This window comes from Staphylococcus sp. T93 (assembly GCF_016743875.1).
Classification (GTDB): domain Bacteria; phylum Bacillota; class Bacilli; order Staphylococcales; family Staphylococcaceae; genus Staphylococcus; species Staphylococcus aureus.
This window is the reverse complement of sequence record NZ_CP068247.1, coordinates 1019837-1043542: the sequence shown is the minus strand read 5'-3', so window position 1 is coordinate 1043542 and position 23706 is coordinate 1019837. Positions and strand designations below refer to the sequence as shown.

Below are 23706 nucleotides of genomic sequence, written 5' to 3'. Positions count from 1 at the left end.
TGAGAAGTAATGGAAAAAATTAAAATTATCGTAGCTTCAGATTCTATAGGTGAAACGGCAGAGTTAGTTGCTAGGGCAGGTATTTCACAATTCAATCCTAAGCAATGTAAAAATGAATTATTAAGATATCCATATATTGAATCTTTTGAAGATGTTGATGAAGTGATTCAAGTTGCAAAAGATACAAATGCTATCATTGTTTATACACTTATTAAACCTGAAATGAAGCAATATATGAGTGAGAAAGTAGCAGAATTCCAATTGAAGTCTGTCGATATCATGGGGCCATTAATGGATTTATTATCTGCTTCGGTTGAAGAAAAACCTTATAATGAGCCAGGTATCGTTCATAGATTAGATGATGCATATTTCAAGAAAATTGATGCGATAGAGTTTGCAGTTAAATATGATGATGGTAAAGATCCTAAAGGATTACCTAAAGCTGATATTGTTTTACTTGGTATTTCGAGAACTTCAAAGACACCATTATCTCAGTATTTAGCGCATAAGAGTTACAAAGTTATGAATGTACCGATTGTACCAGAAGTGACACCGCCAGATGGCTTATATGATATTAATCCAAAGAAATGTATCGCACTTAAAATAAGTGAAGAAAAATTAAATCGCATTAGAAAAGAGCGACTAAAACAATTAGGACTAGGTGACACAGCTCGATATGCAACAGAAGCACGAATTCAAGAAGAATTGAATTACTTTGAAGAAATCGTAAGTGAAATTGGATGTCCTGTCATTGATGTTTCTCAAAAAGCAATCGAAGAAACAGCAAACGATATAATCCATTATATTGAACAAAATAAATCGAAATGATTTCATTTTTGTCGAAAATTAGGTATAATAGTATAACTAATGCTTAATAGGTGATTTAATTTGCGAATAGATCAATCGATCATTAATGAAATAAAAGATAAAACCGACATTTTAGACTTGGTAAGTGAATATGTAAAATTAGAAAAGAGAGGACGCAATTATATAGGTTTGTGTCCTTTTCATGATGAAAAGACACCTTCATTTACAGTTTCTGAAGATAAACAAATTTGTCATTGTTTTGGTTGTAAAAAAGGTGGCAATGTTTTTCAATTTACTCAAGAAATTAAAGACATATCATTTGTTGAAGCGGTTAAAGAATTAGGTGATAGAGTTAATGTTGCTGTAGATATTGAGGCAACACAATCTAACTCAAATGTTCAAATTGCTTCTGATGATTTACAAATGATTGAAATGCATGAGTTAATACAAGAATTTTATTATTACGCTTTAACAAAGACAGTCGAAGGCGAACAAGCATTAACGTACTTACAAGAACGTGGTTTTACAGATGCGCTTATTAAAGAGCGAGGCATTGGCTTTGCACCCGATAGCTCACATTTTTGTCATGATTTTCTTCAAAAAAAGGGTTACGATATTGAATTAGCATATGAAGCCGGATTATTATCACGTAACGAAGAAAATTTCAGTTATTACGATAGATTTCGAAATCGTATTATGTTTCCTTTGAAAAATGCGCAAGGAAGAATTGTTGGATATTCAGGTCGAACATATACCGGTCAAGAACCAAAATACTTAAATAGTCCTGAAACACCTATCTTTCAAAAAAGAAAGTTGTTATACAACTTAGATAAAGCGCGTAAATCAATTAGAAAATTAGATGAAATCGTATTACTAGAAGGTTTTATGGATGTTATAAAATCTGATACTGCTGGCTTGAAAAACGTTGTTGCAACAATGGGTACACAGTTGTCAGATGAACATATTACTTTTATACGAAAGTTAACATCAAATATAACATTAATGTTTGATGGGGATTTTGCGGGTAGTGAAGCAACACTTAAAACAGGTCAAAATTTGTTACAGCAAGGGCTAAATGTATTTGTTATACAATTGCCATCAGGCATGGATCCGGATGAATACATTGGTAAGTATGGCAACGATGCATTTACTGCTTTTGTAAAAAATGACAAAAAGTCATTTGCACATTATAAAGTGAGTATATTAAAAGATGAAATTGCACATAATGACCTTTCATATGAACGTTATTTGAAAGAACTAAGTCATGATATTTCGCTTATGAAATCATCGATTTTGCAACAAAAGGCTTTAAATGATGTTGCACCATTTTTCAATGTTAGTCCTGAGCAATTAGCTAACGAAATACAATTCAATCAAGCACCAGCCAATTATTATCCAGAAGATGAGTATGGCGGTTACATTGAACCTGAGCCAATTGGTATGGCACAATTTGACAATTTGAGCCGTCAAGAAAAAGCGGAGCGAGCATTTTTAAAACATTTAATGAGAGATAAAGATACATTTTTAAATTATTATGAAAGTGTTGATAAGGATAACTTCACAAATCAGCATTTTAAATATGTATTCGAAGTCTTACATGATTTTTATGCGGAAAATGATCAATATAATATCAGTGATGCTGTGCAGTATGTTAATTCAAATGAGTTGAGAGAAACACTAATTAGCTTAGAACAATATAATTTGAATGACGAACCATATGAAAATGAAATTGATGATTATGTCAATGTTATTAATGAAAAAGGACAAGAAACAATTGAGTCATTGAATCATAAATTAAGGGAAGCTACAAGGATTGGCGATGTAGAATTACAAAAATACTATTTACAGCAAATTGTTGCTAAGAATAAAGAACGCATGTAGCATGTGATTTTAAAGAATAATACGAATAATGATTATGTCAAAATGTATAAGGGTAAATGATAGTTACCGCATTTAAACAACACTATTGAAAAATAAATATTGGGATTAGTTCCAATTTGTAAAATAAAATTAAAAATATGGATGAATTAATTAAGAATTTAGTTTAAAATAGCAATATTGAATAAATTTCGAATGTTCATATTTAAAATCGGGAGGCCGTTTCATGTCTGATAACACAGTTAAAATTAAAAAACAAACAATTGATCCGACATTAACATTAGAAGATGTTAAGAAGCAATTAATTGAAAAAGGTAAAAAAGAGGGTCATTTAAGTCATGAAGAAATTGCTGAAAAACTTCAGAATTTTGATATCGACTCTGATCAAATGGATGATTTCTTTGATCAATTAAATGATAATGATATTTCACTAGTTAATGAAAAAGATAGTTCAGATACTGACGAGAAACTGAATCCAAGTGATCTTAGTGCCCCTCCAGGTGTTAAAATAAATGACCCAGTTCGTATGTACCTTAAAGAAATTGGGCGTGTTAACTTATTAAGTGCACAAGAAGAAATCGAATTAGCCAAACGTATTGAACAAGGTGATGAAGTAGCAAAATCAAGACTTGCAGAAGCGAACTTACGTTTAGTTGTAAGTATTGCTAAAAGATACGTAGGTCGTGGTATGTTATTCCTTGATTTAATCCAAGAAGGTAATATGGGTCTTATTAAAGCTGTTGAAAAATTTGACTTTAACAAAGGATTTAAGTTTTCAACATATGCAACATGGTGGATTAGACAAGCAATCACTCGTGCAATTGCTGACCAAGCACGTACGATTCGTATCCCTGTGCATATGGTAGAAACAATTAATAAATTAATTCGTGTTCAACGTCAATTATTACAGGACTTAGGTCGAGATCCAGCACCAGAAGAAATTGGTGAAGAAATGGATTTACCAGCAGAAAAAGTTCGTGAAATTTTAAAAATTGCGCAAGAACCTGTTTCATTAGAAACACCAATTGGTGAAGAAGATGATAGTCATTTAGGAGACTTTATTGAGGATCAGGAAGCACAAAGTCCTTCAGATCATGCTGCTTATGAATTATTAAAAGAGCAATTAGAAGATGTGCTTGATACATTAACTGATAGAGAAGAAAATGTATTACGATTAAGATTTGGTCTTGATGACGGCAGAACAAGAACACTTGAAGAAGTTGGTAAAGTTTTCGGTGTTACACGTGAACGTATTCGACAAATTGAAGCAAAAGCACTTAGAAAATTAAGACATCCAAGTCGTAGTAAACGTTTGAAAGACTTTATGGATTAATTTATATCAATTTTAATGATTGATACCAAGACATGAATAAGCGCTTATTTATTTTTAGATTAAGATTTAACTTGAGTGAGGTTGGTACATTGAATAATGTTCAACCTCTTTTTTCATAAAGGAGAATAAAATGATTTCGTTAAATAACCGATTAACGACGGTAAGTCGATTTTTAAAACAAGGTACAATCGCGGATATTGGCTCAGATCATGCTTATTTGCCAATCTATGCAATTCAAAACCATTTATGCGAATGCGGTATTGCTGGAGAAGTTATTCAAGGCCCTTTTCAAGCTGCTGTGAAAAATGTAGCTGCAAACCAATTAGTAGATAGAATTGATGTACGTTTAGGGGATGGCTTAAGTGTTATTCAACCTGAGGACGTAATCGATAATATCACAATTTGTGGTATGGGCGGACCACTTATTGCTAAAATTTTAAAAGATGGGCAAGATAAGTTAAGTCAACATCCAAGGTTGATTTTACAAAGTAATATCCAAACTGAAAATTTAAGACAAACATTACAACAATTGAATTATGAAATAATTGATGAAATAATAATGGAAGAAAAAGGCCATATTTATGAAATTGTTGTAGCAGAATATTCTACAGAATTAATAGAGCTATCATCTGATGAATTGAAATTCGGACCAAAATTGCTGAACAACAAAAATGAATATTTTATAAAAAAATGGCAAAGAGAGTTAGAAGCACTTTATCATATTAAATCGAAACTCAATACTGAACAACATCATCAACGTTTAGCTCAAATTAATGACGAAATTGCTGTAATTGAAAGGGTGTTATAGTAATGAAAATAGCTGATTTAATGACATTGTTAGATCATCATGTGCCATTTAGTACTGCTGAATCTTGGGATAATGTAGGATTGTTAATAGGTGATGAAGATGTTGAAGTTACTGGTGTTTTAACAGCATTAGACTGTACGTTGGAAGTAGTAAATGAAGCAATCGAAAAAGGTTATAATACTATTATTAGTCATCATCCTCTAATCTTTAAAGGCGTAACATCATTAAAAGCTAATGGTTATGGTTTGATCATTAGAAAACTAATTCAACATGACATTAATTTAATAGCGATGCATACAAATTTAGATGTAAATCCGTATGGTGTCAATATGATGTTGGCGAAGGCGATGGGTTTGAAGAACATTTCAATAATAAATAATCAACAAGATGTATACTATAAAGTTCAAACATATATACCTAAGGATAATGTTGGACCATTTAAAGATAAGCTTAGTGAAAATGGATTAGCGCAAGAAGGTAATTATGAATATTGTTTCTTTGAAAGTGAAGGAAGAGGGCAATTCAAACCAGTTGGTGAAGCTAATCCAACAATAGGACAAATTGATAAAATTGAATATGTAGATGAAGTTAAAATTGAATTTATGATAGATGCATATCAAAAGTCAAGGGCTGAGCAATTAATTAAACAATACCATCCATATGAAACACCGGTATTTGATTTTATTGAGATAAAACAAACATCCCTTTATGGACTTGGCGTTATGGCAGAAGTGGATAATCAAATGACATTGGAAGATTTCGCAGCTGATATTAAATCTAAATTAAATATCCCAAGTGTCCGTTTTGTTGGTGAGTCTAATCAGAAAATTAAACGTATTGCAATTATTGGTGGTTCAGGTATTGGATATGAATATCAAGCTGTCCAACAAGGCGCAGATGTCTTTGTTACAGGTGATATTAAACATCATGATGCCTTAGATGCTAAAATTCATGGTGTGAATTTAATTGATATTAATCATTACAGCGAATATGTGATGAAAGAAGGTTTAAAAGCGTTACTAATGAATTGGTTCAATACAGAAAAAATAAATTTAGATGTTGAAGCATCTACAATTAATACAGATCCATTTCAATATATTTAAACTAAAATCTCGGGATTTCTAAATTTTGAAATTTCGAGGTTTTAATATTTTTATTTAAAATAGCACATTTATACTTTATAATAGTAAAGATGAACATATAAGGAGGCCAAATCATGGCAAAACATCCATTCGAACAATTTAATCTAGAATCTAGTTTAATTGACGCTGTGAAAGACCTTAATTTTGAAAAACCAACTGAAATTCAGAATCGAATTATTCCAAGAATACTAAAGAGAACAAATTTAATTGGTCAATCTCAAACGGGTACAGGGAAATCTCATGCATTTTTATTACCATTAATGCAGTTAATTGATAGTGAAATAAAAGAACCACAAGCAATCGTAGTTGCACCAACAAGAGAACTTGCACAACAACTATACGATGCAGCGAACCATTTAAGCCAATTTAAAGCTGGTGTTTCAGTTAAAGTTTTTATTGGTGGTACAGATATAGAGAAAGATAGACAACGTTGTAATGCACAACCACAATTGATTATAGGCACCCCTACTAGAATTAATGACTTAGCTAAAACGGGACATTTACATGTGCACTTAGCATCATATTTAGTTATTGATGAAGCGGATCTTATGATTGACTTAGGATTAATTGAAGATGTAGATTACATTGCTGCAAGATTGGAAGATAATGCAAATATTGCGGTGTTTAGTGCTACAATCCCACAACAGTTACAACCATTTTTAAATAAATATTTAAGTCATCCAGAATATGTAGCTGTCGACAGTAAAAAACAAAATAAAAAGAACATCGAATTCTATTTAATACCTACTAAAGGTGCAGCTAAAGTTGAAAAGACTTTAAATTTAATTGATATACTAAATCCATACTTATGTATTATTTTCTGTAATAGTAGAGATAATGCAAATGATTTAGCACGTTCACTAAATGAAGCTGGTATTAAAGTTGGTATGATTCATGGTGGCTTAACGCCACGTGAACGTAAACAACAAATGAAACGTATACGTAATTTAGAATTCCAATACGTTATTGCCAGCGATTTAGCATCTCGTGGTATTGATATTGAAGGTGTTAGTCATGTCATCAATTTTGATGTGCCAAATGATATTGACTTCTTTACGCATAGAGTCGGACGAACTGGTCGTGGGAATTATAAAGGTGTAGCAATTACGCTTTATAGTCCTGATGAAGAACACAATATTTCATTAATAGAAGATCGCGGTTTTGTATTCAATACTGTTGATATTAAAGATGGTGAGTTAAAAGAAGTTAAAGCGCACAATCAGCGTCAAGCAAGAATGCGCAAAGATGACCATTTAACTAATCAAGTGAAGAACAAAGTTCGAAGTAAAATTAAAAACAAAGTTAAACCAGGTTATAAGAAGAAATTTAAACAAGAAGTTGAAAAAATGAAACGTCAAGAGCGTAAGCAATTTAGTAAGCAGCAAAATAGACAAAAACGTAAGCAAAACAAAAAAGGTTAGGTGTGTTTTATGTTATTAGGATCACATGTTTCAATGAGTGGTAAAAAGATGTTAGAAGGTTCTGCTATAGAAGCGCATGAATATGGTGAAACAACATTTATGATTTATACTGGTGCACCTCAAAACACGCGCCGTAAAAGTATTGAAGATTTAAATATAACTAAAGGTCATGAAGTGATGGAAAAATATGGTTTATCTAATATTGTTGTTCATGCACCATACATCATTAATATTGCAAATACAACCAAACCAGAAACGTTTAATCTTGGTGTAGATTTCTTGCAACAAGAAATTGAAAGAACGCAAGCTATAGGGGCTAAAGATATTGTATTACATCCAGGTGCGCATGTTGGAGCTGGTGTTGATGCCGGAATTAATAAGATTATTGAAGGATTAAATGAAGTTTTAACGAATGACAATAATGTACGTATTGCGCTTGAAACGATGGCAGGTAAAGGTACAGAGATTGGTCGCTCATTTGAAGAGTTAGCACGTATTATTGATGGAGTTCATAATAACGAACGTTTATCAGTATGTTTTGATACATGTCATACGCATGATGCTGGATATAATGTTAAAGAGGACTTTGATGGCGTATTAAATGAATTTGATAAAATCATTGGAGTCGACAGAATCAAAGTTGTTCATGTCAATGATTCTAAAAATGACCGTGGCGCTCAAAAAGACCGACATGAAAATATTGGCTTCGGTTACATTGGTTTTGATGCATTAAATTACATTGTGCATCATGATAGTTTTAAAGATATTCCGAAAATCTTAGAAACACCTTATGTTGGTGAAGATAAGAAAAATAAAAAACCGCCATATAAACTTGAAATTGAAATGTTAAAACAACAGCAATTTGACCCAGAATTAAAAAATAAGGTTATGCAACAATAAAATGATAATGCTCTCTTCAAGAAATGCGATAAATAAAACTTGAAGGGGGCATATCTCTTTATTTTGTCTAATTTTGAGTCGTAAACATTACTGTTTACATATGTTACTAGGAGTTGTATAGTTGAATGCGAGGTGAGAATACGATGACACCAGTCTTTGAATTGAAAAATGTCAATTACTACTATGATCATAAAAAAGTGTTAGAAAATATAAACATTAAAATAAATAAAGGTGAATTTTTAGCAATTGTTGGACCAAATGGTGCTGGTAAATCAACATTATTGAAGTTGATTCTAGGGTTATTACCTTTACAAAGTGGTGAGATTTTTGTTGAAGGTATTGATTTTAAAAATAAGAAAACATCAATTAAATTAAGCTATGTATCACAAAAAGCAAATGCCTTTAATTCAGGTTTCCCAGCAAGTGTTAAAGAAGTTGTTTTAAGCGGATTAACAAAGACAAAACGTCTTTTCCAAACATTTAATAGCAAAGATAATGAAAAAGTGATTAAAGTACTAGAAAGACTGAATATAAGTGATTTAATTCATAAAAATATAGCAGAATTATCAGGTGGTCAACAACAACGTGTAATGATTGCTCGAGCATTGATTTCAGAACCTGCAGTATTAGTACTTGATGAACCAACGAATGGTATTGATGCAAAACATGTAAGTGAATTTTATAATACTTTAGATCAATTAAAACAAGAAGGTATCACCATTATCTTAGTTACTCATGATATCGGTGTTGTAGCAGATACTGCTACTGAAGTAGCATGTTTAAATAAGCATTTGCATTTCCATGGTACAACTGATGAGTTTAAATCACTTGATGAAGTTGAAATTTCAAAAATTTATGGACATCCTGTACGTTTTGTCGATCATCAGCATAATCGAGAATGTTGTAATTAATAAAGATTTGAGTTTATTTAAAATGGAAAGGCGTGTCACAATTGATAGATGCATTATTGAATTTTGATTTTATGAGGTACTCTTTAATTAGTGGTATCTTGATAGGTTTTATTGCGCCTCTAATCGGTGCTTTTATCGTTGTTAGACGACTATCACTTATAGCTGATGCTCTAAGTCATGTAACTTTAGGTGGTATATCTTTCGGTATGTTTTTACTTACTATTATGCCAACACTAGTATTTATTAATCCAATGTGGTTTGGAATCTTATTCGCAATAGTAGGTGCGCTTCTAATTGAAAAATTAAGAACGTCATACACTGCTTACCAAGAAATTGCTATTCCAATTATAATGAGTGCTGGTATCGCCTTGAGTGCAATCTTCATTTCATTAGCTGATGGGTTCAATCAAGAAATTGTTGGATTGCTATTTGGCTCAATAAGCGCAGTGAATATAAGTGATTTAACAACGATTATTGTCATTGCCATCATAGTTGTTCTGTTTATTACATTGTTTTATAAAGAATTATTTATATTGTCATTTGATGAGGAATATAGTAAAGTCATTGGCATTCCTAAATGGATTCAATTTTTATTTATTGTTATTGTAGCGATGGTTATTTCTGCCTCAATGCGTGTTGTAGGGATACTGTTAGTAAGTGCGTTAATCACGTTACCAATTGCAATAAGTATGCGAATAACAAAAAGTTTTAAGCAATTGATATTACTAAGTGTATTTTTAGGTGAATTATCAGTAATATTAGGCTTAGTCCTAGCTTTCTATATGGACATTTCTCCGGGTGGTGTAATTGTAGTTCTACTTGTTATTTTACTTATGATTACAATGGCTTATCAGAAAATGCGAATGAAGTTTAAAAAGGGAGCTAATATCAATGAATACAAATGATGCTATTAAAATTTTAAAAGAGAACGGTTTAAAATATACAGATAAACGTAAAGATATGTTAGATATTTTTGTCGAAGAAGATAAGTATATAAACGCAAAGTATATACAACAAGTTATGGATGAAAATTATCCTGGAATTTCATTCGACACAATATATAGAAACCTGCACTTATTTAAAGATTTAGGAATTATTGAAAATACAGAACTTGATGGTGAAATGAAGTTTAGAATCGCTTGTACAAACCATCATCATCATCATTTTATCTGTGAAAAGTGTGGAGATACAAAGGTAATAGATTATTGTCCAATAGATCAGATAAAATTATCACTACCTGGTGTTAATATTCACAAACACAAACTTGAAGTTTATGGTGTATGTGAGTCTTGCCAAGATTAATATAAAGAAATGAGATTTATGCACATTTGGTCCGATGTATGCATAAATCTCATTTTTTAAATTATAGAAGATAAAGGTTCATTTCATACTCCGTTCGTATGATTTTATGGCAAATCTGTTAACTTTTTATATACAAAATGTTTAATTATTTTTGATTTGAGTTATATTAAATGAGTAGAGAAAATAATAAGTAGTAGAATTTAAGCAAATTCTTTGTTGAACCAGTCACTGCTTGTTATTATTTACTTACAGACATTTTAGGAGGATGATTATTTATGGCTTTTGAATTACCAAAATTACCATACGCATTTGATGCATTAGAACCACATTTTGACAAAGAAACTATGGAAATTCACCATGACAGACATCATAACACGTATGTTACGAAATTAAATGCTGCAGTAGAAGGTACAGATTTAGAATCTAAATCTATTGAAGAAATTGTTGCTAATTTAGACAGTGTACCAGCTAACATCCAAACTGCTGTACGTAATAATGGCGGTGGACATTTAAACCATTCATTATTCTGGGAGTTACTTTCACCAAACTCAGAAGAAAAAGGTACTGTAGTAGAAAAAATTAAAGAACAATGGGGTTCTTTAGAAGAATTTAAAAAAGAATTTGCTGACAAAGCAGCTGCACGCTTTGGTTCAGGTTGGGCTTGGTTAGTCGTAAACAATGGCCAGTTAGAAATTGTGACTACACCAAACCAAGATAATCCATTAACTGAGGGTAAAACACCTATTTTAGGTTTAGACGTATGGGAACACGCTTATTACCTAAAATATCAAAACAAACGCCCTGACTACATTGGCGCATTTTGGAATGTAGTTAACTGGGAAAAAGTTGACGAATTATATAATGCAACAAAATAAAGTATGATTACTTGTTCGGTCTCTTAAATGAGACCGTTATTTTTTTGTCAAAAAGATAGAAATAATTTCTAAATTCATATATGATTTAAAGTGAAAGACTTTGAATAGAGGTAGGTAGTTTTGTTAAAAAGACTAAAAGAAAAATCAAATGATGAAATCGTTCAAAATACAATTAACAAGAGAATTAACTTTATATTTGGTGTGATTGTATTTATTTTTGCAGTACTAGTACTACGTTTAGGTTATTTACAAATCGCACAAGGCTCACATTATAAACAAATTATAAAAAATGATGAAAACATTACAGTGAATGAGTCTGTGCCAAGAGGTCGTATTTTAGACAGAAATGGGAAAGTTTTAGTTGATAATGCTTCTAAAATGGCTATTACATATACTAGGGGTCGAAAAACAACACAATCGGAAATGTTGGATACGGCTGAAAAGTTATCAAAGCTAATCAAGATGGATACTAAGAAAATTACAGAACGTGATAAGAAAGATTTCTGGATTCAGTTGCATCCTAAAAAAGCAAAAGCAATGATGACAAAAGAACAAGCTATGTTAGCAGATGGAAGTATTAAACAAGATCAATATGATAAACAACTGTTATCGAAAATCGGAAAATCACAATTAGATGAATTGTCTTCTAAAGATTTACAAGTTTTAGCTATTTTTCGAGAGATGAATGCAGGAACAGTTTTAGATCCACAAATGATAAAAAATGAAGATGTCAGTGAAAAAGAGTATGCAGCAGTTTCTCAGCAACTTTCCAAATTACCAGGTGTTAACACGTCTATGGATTGGGATAGAAAATATCCATATGGCGATACTTTAAGAGGTATATTCGGAGATGTATCGACACCTGCTGAAGGTATTCCAAAAGAATTGACAGAACATTACTTATCCAAAGGATATTCACGCAATGATCGTGTTGGAAAATCTTACCTAGAATATCAATATGAAGATGTATTGCGTGGTAAGAAGAAAGAAATGAAATACACAACGGACAAATCTGGTAAAGTTACATCTTCAGAAGTGTTAAATCCTGGCGCTCGCGGTCAAGATTTGAAATTAACGATCGATATAGATCTTCAAAAAGAAGTAGAAGCATTATTAGATAAACAAATTAAGAAGCTTCGCAGTCAAGGTGCCAAAGATATGGATAATGCAATGATGGTTGTACAAAATCCTAAAAATGGAGACATTCTTGCGCTTGCCGGAAAGCAGATTAATAAGAGTGGTAAAATGACTGATTATGACATTGGTACGTTTACTTCTCAATTTGCGGTTGGATCTTCTGTAAAAGGTGGAACATTATTAGCCGGTTATCAGAATAAAGCTATCAAAGTTGGAGAAACAATGGTCGATGAACCATTACATTTCCAAGGTGGTTTGACAAAACGATCATACTTCAATAAAAACGGGCATGTAACTATTAATGATAAGCAAGCTTTGATGCATTCATCAAACGTATATATGTTTAAAACAGCATTAAAATTAGCGGGAGACCCTTATTATTCTGGTATGGCTTTACCTTCAGACATAAGTTCACCTGCCCAAAAGCTAAGAAGAGGATTAAATCAAGTAGGCTTAGGTGTGAAAACAGGGATAGATTTACCAAATGAAACAAGAGGTCAAATCGAACCATTAACAAATAATCCAGGTAATTATCTAGATTTATCAATTGGTCAATATGATACCTATACACCATTACAATTATCACAATATGTTTCAACTATAGCGAATGATGGTTATAGAATACAGCCACACATTGGATTAACGATTCATGAATCAACTAATAAAGATGAGGTTGGTCCACTCAAGAAGAAAATTAATGGCACTGTCTTGAACAAGGTTAATAATACTGAAAAGGAAATCAAACAAATTCAAGAAGGATTCAAAATGGCATTTAATGATAAAGATGGTACTGGATATGTTAGTTTTAAAGATACAGTAGTACCTACTGCTGGTAAAACGGGTACCGCAGAAGTGTTCCAAAACGGAGAGCCAAGAGTTAACTCTACTTATATAGGATACGCGCCAATTGATGATCCAAAATTAGCGTTTTCAATTGTATATACAAATCAGCCTGTACCACCACCATGGTTAACAGGTGGAGACTTAGGTAGAGATGTAATTAACTACTACTTTAAGCAGTTAGGTAAAGATGATAAAAATAAAGACAAAGACAAATAAAATTTAACCTGACGATTGTGTAGCGCATGGTTGTAAAATTTTAACTTTGCAAATATTATAGATGTTGGTATAATAATAAAGTCGTATTTAGAAATGATAAGGAGGAATAACCATGCGCGTAAACGTAACTTTAGCTTGTACGGAATGTGGTGACAGAAACTACATTACAACTAAGAACAAAAGAAATAATCCAGAACGTGTTGAAATGAAGAAATTCTGTTCACGTGAAAACAAACAAACTTTACACCGTGAAACAAAATAATCATTAAAATTAAATTTAAATTAACAATAAAAAAGGTGAAATCTCAAAATAAGAGGTTTCACCTTTTTAATTATGCACACGTATGAAATGATAAAAGATTTTCAATTGAAATAATAAATTTTAGAATTGTCGCATAATTCATCATGACAACATAATGACATGTATTGTTATTAACGATATAATAGAATTGAATAAAGTGGGTGATAATGTGACTAAAAATGAGATTAGAAAATACATTTTACATAAAATGAAGAATTTTAATAAAGCTGAAAAGCGAAAAGCAGACACATGGTTAAGAAATCAATTTTTTGCAACTGAAGAATACAAAGAAGCAAACGCAATTGCGCTAGTTCTTTCTTTTAATCATGAAGTAGATACTTTTTCTATTATTGAACAAGCCTTAATGGATCATAAACGTATTTTTGTACCGAAAATGGATTATTTAAATCATCAAATGACTTTTAAAGAGATATTTAATCTCAAAGATATTGATGTCGATAATAAGGGGATTTACTATCCAACTTCAAAAGGTGAAACAACGAATAACCTAGATTTAATTGTTGTTCCTGGTGTTGGATTTCAAGACGATGGATATAGAATTGGGTATGGTGGTGGCTATTACGACAGGTTTTTAGCTAATTATCAGACAAAGACAATAAGCTTATTATACGATTTTCAAATAACATCATTTGAACCGGAATCATTCGATCAACCAGTCGATAAATTGATTATATATCAAGCAGCATAGTGGAGGACTAAATGAACATAGACAAACAATTTTGGAAAACAATATATTATTGGATTAGGTACTTGAATTTTGATATTGTCAGTAGGGAAAAAGATGACCAAGAAATTTGGTTAGCCCATAAAAGAAAAAAACAAGTAGTCATTTTTAAACAACATATCAAGTCTACCCAAGAAATACGTTTTGACAAAGCGAAAGTGCTTGAACACAAAGATGAAATAGCAAATTTTATTTCTTTCGAACCACAAAGTTTTGAATTTTATTATTTTACAGAATCGGAATTTTCAGAAGAACAATTAAATGAAGTTTCGCCAATTAGAATTAAATTCAATGTTATAAGACACACAAAAGATTTGATAAAGCATATGCCGAATATATTTTTGGCTAGACTTATTTCAGAAGATAATGATAAAAAGACATATATGTTCTATAAACGCAAAGTATTAACCGATAACTTTTTAGATAAATATATGCAGAAATTTTCACCGGCAACATACACAATAATATTTGTAAATGTCTTAATATGGTTATGTATGATTTTATATTTAAATAATTTTTCGGATGTAAAATTATTAGATGTTGGCGGGTTAGTGCATTTTAATGTCGTACATGGTGAATGGTATCGAATTGTTACATCGATGTTTTTACATTTTAGTTTTGAACATATACTTATGAATATGCTTTCATTATTTATTTTTGGTAAAATAGTCGAAGCAATTATTGGTTCATGGCGGATGTTAACTGTATACTTTATTGCAGGGTTGTTTGGAAACTTTGTATCACTATCATTTAATACGACTACAATTTCAGTTGGGGCTAGTGGTGCTATATTTGGTCTGATTGGATCAATTTTTGCGATGATGTATGTTTCAAAAACATTTAACAAAAAAATGTTAGGACAGTTATTAATTGCATTAGTGATATTAGTTGGTGTTTCTCTGTTTATGTCAAATATAAATATTGTGGCGCATATTGGAGGATTCATTGGTGGTTTATTAATAACTTTAATTGGCTATTACTATAAAGTGAATCGTAATATTTTTTGGATTTTACTAATTGGTATGCTTGTTATATTTATTGCACTTCAAATTAGAATTTTTACAATTAAAGAAGATAATATTTATAATAAATTGATCAAAGATGATATGACTAGTGGTAATTATGATAATGCTCAAAATATTGCGAAGCAGACAATAAATAAAAATTATGCCGATGATCAAACATATTATTTAAGTGGTATGATTATGGCTACTATCAATTCTAAGTCCGAAGGTATGACAGAATGGGAGCGAGGACTTAGAATGTTTCCTAAATCAGGTTTATTAAATTTTGAGTTAGCGATAGCAAATCGTTCATTAAATGATGATGAAAAAGCATTAAAATATGTGCGTAAAGCATTAAATGCAGACCCTAAAAATACAGATTATATTAACTTAGAAAAAGAGTTGACTAAATCAAATGAGTCGAAAAATAAATAACTTTTATGATGTACAACAGTTATTGAAAAGTTACGGATTTCTAATATATTTTAAAAATCCAGAAGATATGTACGAAATGATTCAACAGGAGATTTCATCATTGTATCAATATGAACTGTTATCTAAGGAAGAATATTTGAAATGTACGTTGATAATTAATCAGAGAAGGAATGAACAGAAATGACAAAAATTATTTTAGCAGCTGATGTAGGCGGGACGACTTGTAAATTAGGTATTTTCACACCTGAATTAGAACAATTACATAAATGGTCTATTCACACTGATACATCTGATAGTACAGGATATACACTTTTGAAAGGAATTTATGATTCGTTTGTTGAAAAAGTAAATGAAAATAATTATAATTTTTCAAATGTACTTGGCGTAGGTATTGGTGTACCAGGTCCTGTTGACTTTGAAAAAGGTACAGTAAATGGAGCAGTAAACTTATATTGGCCAGAAAAAGTTAATGTACGTGAGATTTTTGAACAATTCGTTGATTGTCCAGTGTATGTAGATAATGATGCTAACATAGCTGCTTTAGGGGAGAAACACAAAGGTGCTGGTGAAGGTGCCGATGATGTTGTTGCCATCACACTTGGTACAGGTCTAGGTGGAGGAATTATTTCAAATGGTGAAATCGTACATGGTCATAATGGCTCTGGCGCAGAAATAGGTCATTTTAGAGCAGACTTCGATCAACGATTTAAATGTAATTGTGGTCGTTCTGGATGTATTGAAACAGTTGCTTCAGCGACAGGCGTTGTTAACTTAGTTAACTTCTACTATCCGAAGTTGACGTTTAGATCTTCTATATTAGAATTGATTAAAGAAAATAAGGTTACAGCAAAAGCTGTTTTTGATGCGGCAAAAGCTGGTGACCAATTCTGTATTTTCATTACTGAAAAGGTTGCAAACTATATTGGATATTTATGTAGTATTATTAGTGTTACAAGTAATCCGAAATATATCGTTCTAGGTGGAGGAATGTCTACTGCAGGACCTATTTTAATTGAAAATATTAAAACAGAATATCATAATTTAACATTTGCACCTGCTCAATTTGAAACTGAAATTGTACAAGCGAAATTAGGTAATGATGCAGGTATTACAGGAGCAGCAGGATTAATCAAGACCTATGTATTAGATAAAGAGGGGGTAAAATAATGGCTATTGTTGATGTGGTTGTTATTCCAGTTGGAACGGAAGGTCCGAGTGTTAGTAAATATATTGCAGATATTCAGAAAAAACTTCAAGAATATAAAGCAATGGGTAAAATTGATTTTCAATTAACACCAATGAATACTCTAATTGAAGGTGAATTAAGCGATGTATTAGAAGTTGTGCAAGTGATACATGAATTACCTTTTGATAAAGGTTTAAGTAGAGTTTGTACAAATATCCGTATTGATGACCGACGAGACAAATCTAGAAAAATGAATGATAAACTAACATCAGTACAAAAACATTTAGAAAATAGTGGTGAAAACCTATGAGGATTTCAAGCTTAACTTTAGGCTTAGTTGATACTAATACGTATTTCATCGAAAATGACAAAGCTGTTATTCTGATTGACCCTTCAGGTGAAAGTGAAAAAATTATTAAAAAATTAAACCAAATAAATAAACCGTTAAAAGCTATTTTATTAACACATGCACACTTTGATCATATCGGAGCAGTCGATGATATAGTTGATCGATTCGATGTCCCGGTTTATATGCATGAAGCAGAGTTTGATTTTCTAAAAGATCCCGTTAAAAATGGGGCAGATAAATTTAAGCAATATGGATTACCAATTATTACAAGTAAGGTAACTCCTGAAAAGTTAAACGAAGGTAGCACAGAAATAGAAGGATTTAAGTTTAATGTGTTACACACACCTGGACATTCACCAGGAAGTTTAACATATGTGTTCGATGAATTCGCAGTTGTTGGAGATACATTATTTAATAATGGAATCGGACGTACAGATTTATATAAAGGTGATTATGAAACGCTAGTTGATTCTATTCAAGATAAAATATTTGAATTAGAAGGCGATTTACCTTTATTCCCTGGACATGGTCCATATACGACGGTTGATGATGAACAATTAAATCCATTTTTACACGGTTAAATTGAAGTAATAAAAACACCTCCTACGTGATTATATGTAGGAGGTGTTTTTTTGAAGATTCTATTTCAAGAAATAATTAATAAAGCGATAGAAATGAAAGCGAGTGATGTACATTTTATTCCAGTTAAAAATGAAGTAAGTATTAAATTTAGAATTAATGATAACTTGGAGCAGTATGAACAAATTGGGAATAGCATTTATCAAAAGTTATTAGTTTATATGAAGTTTCAAGCTGGGCTTGATGTTTCTACACAGCAAGTCGCACAGAGCGGTCGATATAGTTACCTTTTCAATAAAATATATTTTTTGAGAATATCAACTTTACCATTGTCACTTGGCCAAGAAAGTTGTGTTATCAGAATTGTACCTCAATTTTTTCAACCACAGAAATCAACTTATAAATTCAATGATTTTAAACACCTCATGAATAAGAAACAAGGATTACTATTGTTTAGTGGACCAACTGGTTCAGGAAAGAGTACATTAATGTATCAAATGGTCTCATACGCGAATAAAGCCTTGAATTTAAATGTAATTTCTATAGAGGATCCTGTAGAGATGCAAATTCCTGGTATCGTCCAAATTAATGTGAATGATAAAGCTGGCATAAACTATGTAAATTCGTTTAAAGCTATTTTAAGATGTGATCCTGATGTTATTTTAATAGGTGAAATCAGAGATAAAGATGTTGCCAAGTGTGTTATACAGGCTAGTTTAAGTGGTCACCTTGTTCTGACTACATTGCATGCAACTGATTGTAAAGGTGCTATTTTAAGGCTATTAGAAATGGGCATTTCTGTACAAGAATTGATACAGGCAACTAACTTAATTATAAACCAACGACTTGTAACTACTATTAAGCAACAGCGACAATTAGTATGTGAAATTCTATCTCAGCAACAACTCCGATATTTCTTTTCCCATAATCATTCATTACCATCATCATTTAAGAACTTAGAAGATAAACTTGATGATATGACAAAAGCAGGTGTCATTTGTGAAACTACAATGCATAAATACATTTAAACTACATTCTAAGAAGCGACAATTAAGTAAGGCCCAACAAATCGACTTACTTTCAAATTTATGTAATTTGTTGAAATATGGTTTCACTCTGTATCAAAGTTTTTAATTTTTAAATCTTCAAATGACATATAAAAATAAGCAATTAGGTACCACCATTCTAAGTGAAATTTCAAATGGTGCACCATGCAATCAAATATTATCACTGATAGGTTATAGCGATACTATCGTCATGCAAGTATATTTGGCAGAAAGATTTGGCAATATTATAGACGTTCTAGAAGAAACCGTAAATTATATGAAAGTGAATAGAAAGTCAGAACAACGATTGTTAAAGACACTGCAATACCCCTTAATACTAGTTTCTATCTTTATTGCTATGATTATTATATTAAACCTCACAGTAATTCCACAGTTTCAACAATTATATACTTCTATGAATATTCAACTATCTTCTTTTCAAAAAACATTGTCTTTTTTCATTACCAGCTTACCTACTATAATTGTAGTAATGCTCATAATAGTATCTATGTTGGCTATTATTATGAAATTAATTTATAACAATTTAAATATGCTCAATAAGATAAACTTTGTGATGAAACTACCGCTAATATCAGGCTATTTCCAATTATTTAAAACTTATTTTGTAACTAATGAATTAGTGTTGTTTTATAAAAATGGTATTACACTTCAATCAATAGTAGACGTTTATATTAACCATAGTAGTGATCCATTTAGACAGTTTCTAGGTAAATACTTATTAACTTATTCAGAAATGGGATATGGTTTGCCTCAAATTTTAGAAAAACTAAAATGCTTTAAGCCTCAATTAATTAAGTTTGTGCTACAAGGTGAAAAGAGAGGGAAGCTAGAAGTAGAACTAAAGTTATATTCGCAAATATTAGTAAAACAAATAGAAGATAAAGCGATAAAACAGACTCAGTTTTTACAGCCTATTTTATTTTTGATTTTAGGTTTATTTATTGTCGCAATTTATTTAGTAATTATGTTACCAATGTTTCAAATGATGCAAAGTATAAAATAATGGAGGTTAATATATGTTTAAATTTCTTAAGAAAACTCAAGCGTTTACATTGATAGAGATGCTATTAGTGTTATTAATCATCAGTTTATTATTAATTTTAATCATTCCAAATATTGCTAAACAAACTGCTCACATACAATCAACAGGTTGTAATGCACAGGTAAAAATGGTTAATAGTCAAATTGAAGCGTATGCATTGAAACATAATAGAAATCCATCGTCTATTGAAGACTTAATTGCAGATGGTTTTATAAAAGAAGCACAAAAGACATGTAAATCAGGAGAGACAATCACAATTAGTAATGGAGAAGCAGTTGCAAATTAGAAAGCAGTCAGCATTTACTATGATTGAGATGCTTGTGGTAATGATGTTAATCAGTATATTTCTACTTTTGACAATGACATCTAAAGGATTAAGCAATCTTAGAGTAATAGATGATGAGGCAAATATCATTTCTTTTATTACTGAATTGAATTATATTAAGTCGCAAGCTATAGCAAATCAAGGATATATCAATGTTAGATTTTATGAAAACAGTGACACTATTAAAGTAATAGAGAATAATAAAATACGATTTCTAAAATTAAAAGTAGGCAAAATAATTAATGTTGCAAAAGTTGATATTATTGCCTTTGATAAAAAAGGGAATATCAATAAATTTGGTAGCATAACAATTTACAATAACAATTCAATTTATAGAATAATATTCCATATTGAAAAAGGAAGAATTCGTTATGAAAAGCTATAAGTGTAAAGGTTCATTCTTAATAGATAGTATGGCTGGATTTTTGCTAATTGGATTGATTACATTACTATTGATACCAATGATGAATCAAATGCAAGCGAGTATAAACCATAAACTACAAACAATTGATGCTTCTAAAGTAATTTTGACGACTGTATCTAAAATTAATAAAGAAGAACTTAAGAAGGGGGTAACTATAGGGAAGTATGATATTAAGCAAAGTGACCAACAAATTTGTGCTATTTCAAAAAATACCACTTCTTATCAAAAGACATGTATACAGTATTAATGTCAAAGCTTTTTCGCTCATTGAAATGTTAGTAGCGATGATGGTTATAAGTATAACTTTACTAATTGTTCCAGACTTAATTAGACTTAGTAAAACTTTTCTAATTGAAAGTAGGGATTTAACAACTGTAGATTTCGAATTTTTCTCAAGAGATATTCTAGATGATTTTAAAGGAGTAGATAGAAACGATATTGAAATTAGGCAACACCGTATCATTTTACATAAAGGTGAAGAAATGATCGAATACAAATTAATTAATAATAAAATTATTAAAGTTGTAAATGACAGAGGAAATATAACAATGATTAATAATGTTACAGCATTTACTGCAAATATCTACTATAAATCCATTATTAAAATAACGATAACAGTTAAAGTCGGTACAAATGTGCAGACTAAAACTATTTATGTATAACTTACTAGTATTTAAATGAGTACTATTAAAAAGGATGTGAAATAATTTATTAATTTTGATTTATATAAAGAAAAAGGATATGTTACGCCGTTCTTATTGATGCTAACAGCAATTTATTTTTCCATTTTCACTTTTTATATCAGTCAATATAGTTTAAAATTAAAGACATTATATAATATTGAAACTGACTATAACTATAAGATTGTTTTGTTATTGAAAGAAGGGAAAACGCATGAATCATGATAAATCACCAATAATTTTAATTGGTTTCATGGGTACCGGTAAATCTACGATTGGTAAATACGTTGCAGATGAGCAAAATTTATCATTTATTGATATAGATTCATATATCGAAGAGAAGTATAAGTTAACAATACCAGAAATATTTTGTAAACATGGTGAACAATATTTCAGGAATTTAGAGTTCACATGTTTGCAAGAATGTATTAACACTGCAGATATAATTGCTACTGGTGGTGGTATTATTGAGAGTGAAGAGGCATTTAATTTTTTGAAAAATCAAAAAAACATTATTTGGTTAGATTGTAATATTGATATTATATATAGTCGAATCAATGATGACCCACATCGACCTAATGCAAATAATAAGACAATCAAGCAGTTAAATGACTTGTATTGCTCGCGGAATTTAAGATATAATGAAATCGCATTCAAGAAATTTGATAGTCATTTGCTATCAATTTCAGAAATATATTATGAATTGCTAAATTTAATAAAAGCGAGTGATCAGTATTAGAGAGAATAGAGCGTTAAGACTCTATCGCCGAAGGTGCAAGTAATTTATTACGAAACTCTCAGGCAAAAGGATAATACTGTAACGCGTTCCTGAATTGGTGATTTATAAACAGGGTAGCGATTGCTATCCTGTTTTTATAATTTTAAGGGGGTATTTCAATGTCAAGTGATTTAAAACAAACACCTTTATATCAAAATTATGTTGATAGAGGTGCAAAAATTGTGGAATTCGGAGGATGGGCGATGCCTGTTCAATTTTCAAGTATTAAAGAGGAGCATAATGCTGTTCGATACGAAATTGGCCTGTTTGATGTTAGTCATATGGGTGAAATTGAAGTAACAGGTAAAGATGCTAGTCAGTTTGTGCAATATTTATTATCAAATGATACTGATAATTTAACTACTTCAAAAGCATTATATACTGCTTTATGTAATGAAGAAGGCGGTATTATTGATGATTTAGTAATATATAAATTAGCTGACGACAATTATTTATTAGTTGTTAATGCTGCTAATACTGAAAAAGATTTTAATTGGATTTTAAAACACAAAGAGAAATTTGATGTTGAAGTACAAAATGTATCAAACCAATATGGTCAATTAGCAATACAAGGACCAAAAGCTAGAGATTTAATTAATCAATTAGTTGATGAAGATGTAACTGAAATGAAAATGTTTGAATTTAAACAGGGTGTCAAATTATTTGGAGCAAACGTCATTTTATCTCAGTCAGGTTACACAGGTGAAGATGGGTTTGAAATTTATTGTAATATCGATGATACTGAAAAAATTTGGGATGGTTTATTAGAGTATAATGTTATGCCATGTGGGTTAGGCGCTCGTGATACATTAAGATTAGAGGCTGGATTGCCATTACATGGACAAGATTTAACTGAATCAATTACACCATATGAAGGTGGTATCGCTTTTGCAAGTAAACCATTAATTGATGCTGATTTTATTGGTAAATCTGTATTAAAAGATCAAAAAGAAAATGGTGCACCAAGAAGAACAGTGGGATTAGAATTACTTGAAAAAGGAATTGCAAGAACTGGTTATGAAGTTATGGATTTAGATGGAAATATTATTGGAGAAGTAACTTCAGGAACACAGTCTCCATCATCAGGAAAATCAATTGCACTTGCAATGATAAAAAGAGATGAGTTTGAAATGGGTAGAGAGTTGCTTGTTCAAGTTCGTAAGCGTCAATTAAAAGCGAAAATTGTTAAGAAAAATCAAATTGATAAATAATTAAAAA

27 protein-coding genes, 1 pseudogene and 1 riboswitch are annotated in these 23706 nt (G+C 30.9%); all 28 genes and pseudogenes read left to right on the top strand.

Annotated features, from left to right (window positions below; genetic code table 11):
* Nucleotides 1–9 precede the first annotated feature (9 nt).
* Nucleotides 10–828 (top strand): pyruvate, water dikinase regulatory protein, encoded by an 819-nt coding sequence (locus tag JG553_RS05010; protein WP_000411299.1) that lies wholly within the window; start codon nucleotides 10–12, stop codon nucleotides 826–828.
* A gap of 60 nt (nucleotides 829–888) precedes the next feature.
* Nucleotides 889–2688 carry a DNA primase gene (dnaG, locus tag JG553_RS05005; protein WP_001217261.1) on the top strand — a complete coding sequence of 600 codons (1800 nt, stop codon included), beginning with the start codon at nucleotides 889–891 and terminating at the stop codon, nucleotides 2686–2688.
* Nucleotides 2689–2911: 223 nt separating this feature from the next.
* On the top strand, nucleotides 2912–4018 hold the full coding sequence (gene rpoD, locus JG553_RS05000) for an RNA polymerase sigma factor RpoD (protein WP_001283055.1): 1107 nt from the start codon (nucleotides 2912–2914) through the stop codon (nucleotides 4016–4018).
* 130 nt (nucleotides 4019–4148) lie between these two features.
* Nucleotides 4149–4826 (top strand): TrmK family tRNA methyltransferase, encoded by a 678-nt coding sequence (locus JG553_RS04995; RefSeq protein ID WP_000624584.1) that lies wholly within the window; start codon nucleotides 4149–4151, stop codon nucleotides 4824–4826.
* Between the two features lie 2 nt (nucleotides 4827–4828).
* Complete coding sequence (locus JG553_RS04990; RefSeq protein WP_000683931.1) at nucleotides 4829–5929, top strand: Nif3-like dinuclear metal center hexameric protein; 1101 nt, start codon at nucleotides 4829–4831, stop codon at nucleotides 5927–5929.
* 113 nt (nucleotides 5930–6042) lie between these two features.
* Nucleotides 6043–7389: a DEAD/DEAH box helicase gene (locus tag JG553_RS04985; protein WP_001062180.1), complete on the top strand. Its 1347-nt coding sequence runs from the start codon at nucleotides 6043–6045 to the stop codon at nucleotides 7387–7389.
* A 9-nt stretch (nucleotides 7390–7398) separates the two neighbouring features.
* Nucleotides 7399–8289, top strand: a complete 891-nt coding sequence (locus tag JG553_RS04980) for a deoxyribonuclease IV (RefSeq protein WP_000924214.1) — start codon at nucleotides 7399–7401, stop codon at nucleotides 8287–8289.
* Nucleotides 8290–8414: 125 nt separating this feature from the next.
* Nucleotides 8415–9200, top strand: coding sequence for a metal ABC transporter ATP-binding protein (locus tag JG553_RS04975; protein WP_001213908.1), 786 nt, complete (start codon nucleotides 8415–8417; stop codon nucleotides 9198–9200).
* 41 nt (nucleotides 9201–9241) lie between these two features.
* Nucleotides 9242–10105 carry a metal ABC transporter permease gene (locus JG553_RS04970; protein ID WP_000564316.1) on the top strand — a complete coding sequence of 288 codons (864 nt, stop codon included), beginning with the start codon at nucleotides 9242–9244 and terminating at the stop codon, nucleotides 10103–10105.
* Nucleotides 10092–10502, top strand: coding sequence for a Fur family transcriptional regulator (locus tag JG553_RS04965; protein WP_001095260.1), 411 nt, complete (start codon nucleotides 10092–10094; stop codon nucleotides 10500–10502). Before JG553_RS04970 ends, JG553_RS04965 begins: the two co-directional genes overlap by 14 nt.
* A gap of 275 nt (nucleotides 10503–10777) precedes the next feature.
* A complete protein-coding gene (locus JG553_RS04960; protein WP_000863556.1) occupies nucleotides 10778–11377 on the top strand; it encodes a superoxide dismutase in 600 nt (199 codons plus the stop codon).
* A 120-nt stretch (nucleotides 11378–11497) separates the two neighbouring features.
* The gene (locus JG553_RS04955) at nucleotides 11498–13573 is read left to right on the top strand and encodes a peptidoglycan D,D-transpeptidase FtsI family protein (RefSeq protein WP_000919772.1); all 2076 of its coding nucleotides are present in this window, start codon (nucleotides 11498–11500) and stop codon (nucleotides 13571–13573) included.
* 112 nt (nucleotides 13574–13685) lie between these two features.
* Nucleotides 13686–13835 (top strand): 50S ribosomal protein L33, encoded by a 150-nt coding sequence (gene rpmG, locus JG553_RS04950; RefSeq protein ID WP_001265709.1) that lies wholly within the window; start codon nucleotides 13686–13688, stop codon nucleotides 13833–13835.
* 208 nt (nucleotides 13836–14043) lie between these two features.
* Complete coding sequence (locus JG553_RS04945; protein ID WP_000164545.1) at nucleotides 14044–14583, top strand: 5-formyltetrahydrofolate cyclo-ligase; 540 nt, start codon at nucleotides 14044–14046, stop codon at nucleotides 14581–14583.
* A gap of 11 nt (nucleotides 14584–14594) precedes the next feature.
* Nucleotides 14595–16058: a rhomboid family protein gene (locus JG553_RS04940; RefSeq protein WP_001017863.1), complete on the top strand. Its 1464-nt coding sequence runs from the start codon at nucleotides 14595–14597 to the stop codon at nucleotides 16056–16058.
* Nucleotides 16039–16242, top strand: a complete 204-nt coding sequence (locus tag JG553_RS04935) for a YqgQ family protein (RefSeq protein ID WP_000087561.1) — start codon at nucleotides 16039–16041, stop codon at nucleotides 16240–16242. Before JG553_RS04940 ends, JG553_RS04935 begins: the two co-directional genes overlap by 20 nt.
* Nucleotides 16239–17225 carry an ROK family glucokinase gene (locus JG553_RS04930; protein WP_000161314.1) on the top strand — a complete coding sequence of 329 codons (987 nt, stop codon included), beginning with the start codon at nucleotides 16239–16241 and terminating at the stop codon, nucleotides 17223–17225. The genes JG553_RS04935 and JG553_RS04930 overlap by 4 nt, the downstream gene beginning before the upstream one ends.
* Nucleotides 17225–17554 carry an MTH1187 family thiamine-binding protein gene (locus tag JG553_RS04925; protein ID WP_001018871.1) on the top strand — a complete coding sequence of 110 codons (330 nt, stop codon included), beginning with the start codon at nucleotides 17225–17227 and terminating at the stop codon, nucleotides 17552–17554. Before JG553_RS04930 ends, JG553_RS04925 begins: the two co-directional genes overlap by 1 nt.
* A complete protein-coding gene (locus JG553_RS04920; RefSeq protein WP_001223008.1) occupies nucleotides 17551–18174 on the top strand; it encodes an MBL fold metallo-hydrolase in 624 nt (207 codons plus the stop codon). The genes JG553_RS04925 and JG553_RS04920 overlap by 4 nt, the downstream gene beginning before the upstream one ends.
* Nucleotides 18175–18225: 51 nt before the next feature.
* Nucleotides 18226–19200, top strand: coding sequence for a competence type IV pilus ATPase ComGA (gene comGA / locus JG553_RS04915; protein ID WP_000697228.1), 975 nt, complete (start codon nucleotides 18226–18228; stop codon nucleotides 19198–19200).
* A pseudogene (comGB, locus tag JG553_RS04910) lies at nucleotides 19172–20242 on the top strand (competence type IV pilus assembly protein ComGB). The gene comGA and the pseudogene comGB overlap by 29 nt, the downstream one beginning before the upstream one ends.
* 13 nt (nucleotides 20243–20255) lie before the next feature.
* Nucleotides 20256–20567: a competence type IV pilus major pilin ComGC gene (gene comGC, locus JG553_RS04905; RefSeq protein ID WP_000472256.1), complete on the top strand. Its 312-nt coding sequence runs from the start codon at nucleotides 20256–20258 to the stop codon at nucleotides 20565–20567.
* On the top strand, nucleotides 20545–20991 hold the full coding sequence (gene comGD / locus JG553_RS04900; protein ID WP_001790850.1) for a competence type IV pilus minor pilin ComGD: 447 nt from the start codon (nucleotides 20545–20547) through the stop codon (nucleotides 20989–20991). Before comGC ends, comGD begins: the two co-directional genes overlap by 23 nt.
* A complete protein-coding gene (locus tag JG553_RS04895; RefSeq protein WP_000844413.1) occupies nucleotides 20978–21277 on the top strand; it encodes a hypothetical protein in 300 nt (99 codons plus the stop codon). The genes comGD and JG553_RS04895 overlap by 14 nt, the downstream gene beginning before the upstream one ends.
* A complete protein-coding gene (locus tag JG553_RS04890; RefSeq protein ID WP_001789864.1) occupies nucleotides 21195–21692 on the top strand; it encodes a competence type IV pilus minor pilin ComGF in 498 nt (165 codons plus the stop codon). Before JG553_RS04895 ends, JG553_RS04890 begins: the two co-directional genes overlap by 83 nt.
* A gap of 96 nt (nucleotides 21693–21788) precedes the next feature.
* The gene (locus JG553_RS04885) at nucleotides 21789–21935 is read left to right on the top strand and encodes a hypothetical protein (RefSeq protein WP_001789879.1); all 147 of its coding nucleotides are present in this window, start codon (nucleotides 21789–21791) and stop codon (nucleotides 21933–21935) included.
* Nucleotides 21925–22449 (top strand): shikimate kinase, encoded by a 525-nt coding sequence (locus JG553_RS04880; RefSeq protein WP_001015117.1) that lies wholly within the window; start codon nucleotides 21925–21927, stop codon nucleotides 22447–22449. Before JG553_RS04885 ends, JG553_RS04880 begins: the two co-directional genes overlap by 11 nt.
* A riboswitch (glycine riboswitch) is annotated at nucleotides 22436–22533 on the top strand. Its footprint overlaps the gene before it by 14 nt.
* A gap of 74 nt (nucleotides 22534–22607) precedes the next feature.
* Nucleotides 22608–23699 carry a glycine cleavage system aminomethyltransferase GcvT gene (gene gcvT, locus JG553_RS04875; protein ID WP_000093349.1) on the top strand — a complete coding sequence of 364 codons (1092 nt, stop codon included), beginning with the start codon at nucleotides 22608–22610 and terminating at the stop codon, nucleotides 23697–23699.
* Nucleotides 23700–23706: the final 7 nt, after the last annotated feature.

Bases quoted from the DNA above. Each gene is read 5' to 3' on its own strand.
- JG553_RS05010 (WP_000411299.1), top strand. From the start codon at position 10: ATGGAAAAAATTAAAATTATCGTAGCTTCAGATTCTATAGGTGAAACG.
- rpoD (WP_001283055.1), top strand. From the start codon at position 2,912: ATGTCTGATAACACAGTTAAAATTAAAAAACAAACAATTGATCCGACA.
- JG553_RS04995 (WP_000624584.1), top strand. From the start codon at position 4,149: ATGATTTCGTTAAATAACCGATTAACGACGGTAAGTCGATTTTTAAAA.
- JG553_RS04990 (WP_000683931.1), top strand. From the start codon at position 4,829: ATGAAAATAGCTGATTTAATGACATTGTTAGATCATCATGTGCCATTT.
- JG553_RS04985 (WP_001062180.1), top strand. From the start codon at position 6,043: ATGGCAAAACATCCATTCGAACAATTTAATCTAGAATCTAGTTTAATT.
- JG553_RS04980 (WP_000924214.1), top strand. From the start codon at position 7,399: ATGTTATTAGGATCACATGTTTCAATGAGTGGTAAAAAGATGTTAGAA.
- JG553_RS04975 (WP_001213908.1), top strand. From the start codon at position 8,415: ATGCGAGGTGAGAATACGATGACACCAGTCTTTGAATTGAAAAATGTC.
- JG553_RS04965 (WP_001095260.1), top strand. From the start codon at position 10,092: ATGAATACAAATGATGCTATTAAAATTTTAAAAGAGAACGGTTTAAAA.
- JG553_RS04960 (WP_000863556.1), top strand. From the start codon at position 10,778: ATGGCTTTTGAATTACCAAAATTACCATACGCATTTGATGCATTAGAA.
- rpmG (WP_001265709.1), top strand. From the start codon at position 13,686: ATGCGCGTAAACGTAACTTTAGCTTGTACGGAATGTGGTGACAGAAAC.
- JG553_RS04940 (WP_001017863.1), top strand. From the start codon at position 14,595: ATGAACATAGACAAACAATTTTGGAAAACAATATATTATTGGATTAGG.
- JG553_RS04935 (WP_000087561.1), top strand. From the start codon at position 16,039: ATGAGTCGAAAAATAAATAACTTTTATGATGTACAACAGTTATTGAAA.
- JG553_RS04930 (WP_000161314.1), top strand. From the start codon at position 16,239: ATGACAAAAATTATTTTAGCAGCTGATGTAGGCGGGACGACTTGTAAA.
- JG553_RS04925 (WP_001018871.1), top strand. From the start codon at position 17,225: ATGGCTATTGTTGATGTGGTTGTTATTCCAGTTGGAACGGAAGGTCCG.
- JG553_RS04920 (WP_001223008.1), top strand. From the start codon at position 17,551: ATGAGGATTTCAAGCTTAACTTTAGGCTTAGTTGATACTAATACGTAT.
- comGC (WP_000472256.1), top strand. From the start codon at position 20,256: ATGTTTAAATTTCTTAAGAAAACTCAAGCGTTTACATTGATAGAGATG.
- comGD (WP_001790850.1), top strand. From the start codon at position 20,545: ATGGAGAAGCAGTTGCAAATTAGAAAGCAGTCAGCATTTACTATGATT.
- JG553_RS04895 (WP_000844413.1), top strand. From the start codon at position 20,978: ATGAAAAGCTATAAGTGTAAAGGTTCATTCTTAATAGATAGTATGGCT.
- JG553_RS04890 (WP_001789864.1), top strand. From the start codon at position 21,195: ATGATATTAAGCAAAGTGACCAACAAATTTGTGCTATTTCAAAAAATA.
- JG553_RS04880 (WP_001015117.1), top strand. From the start codon at position 21,925: ATGAATCATGATAAATCACCAATAATTTTAATTGGTTTCATGGGTACC.
- gcvT (WP_000093349.1), top strand. From the start codon at position 22,608: ATGTCAAGTGATTTAAAACAAACACCTTTATATCAAAATTATGTTGAT.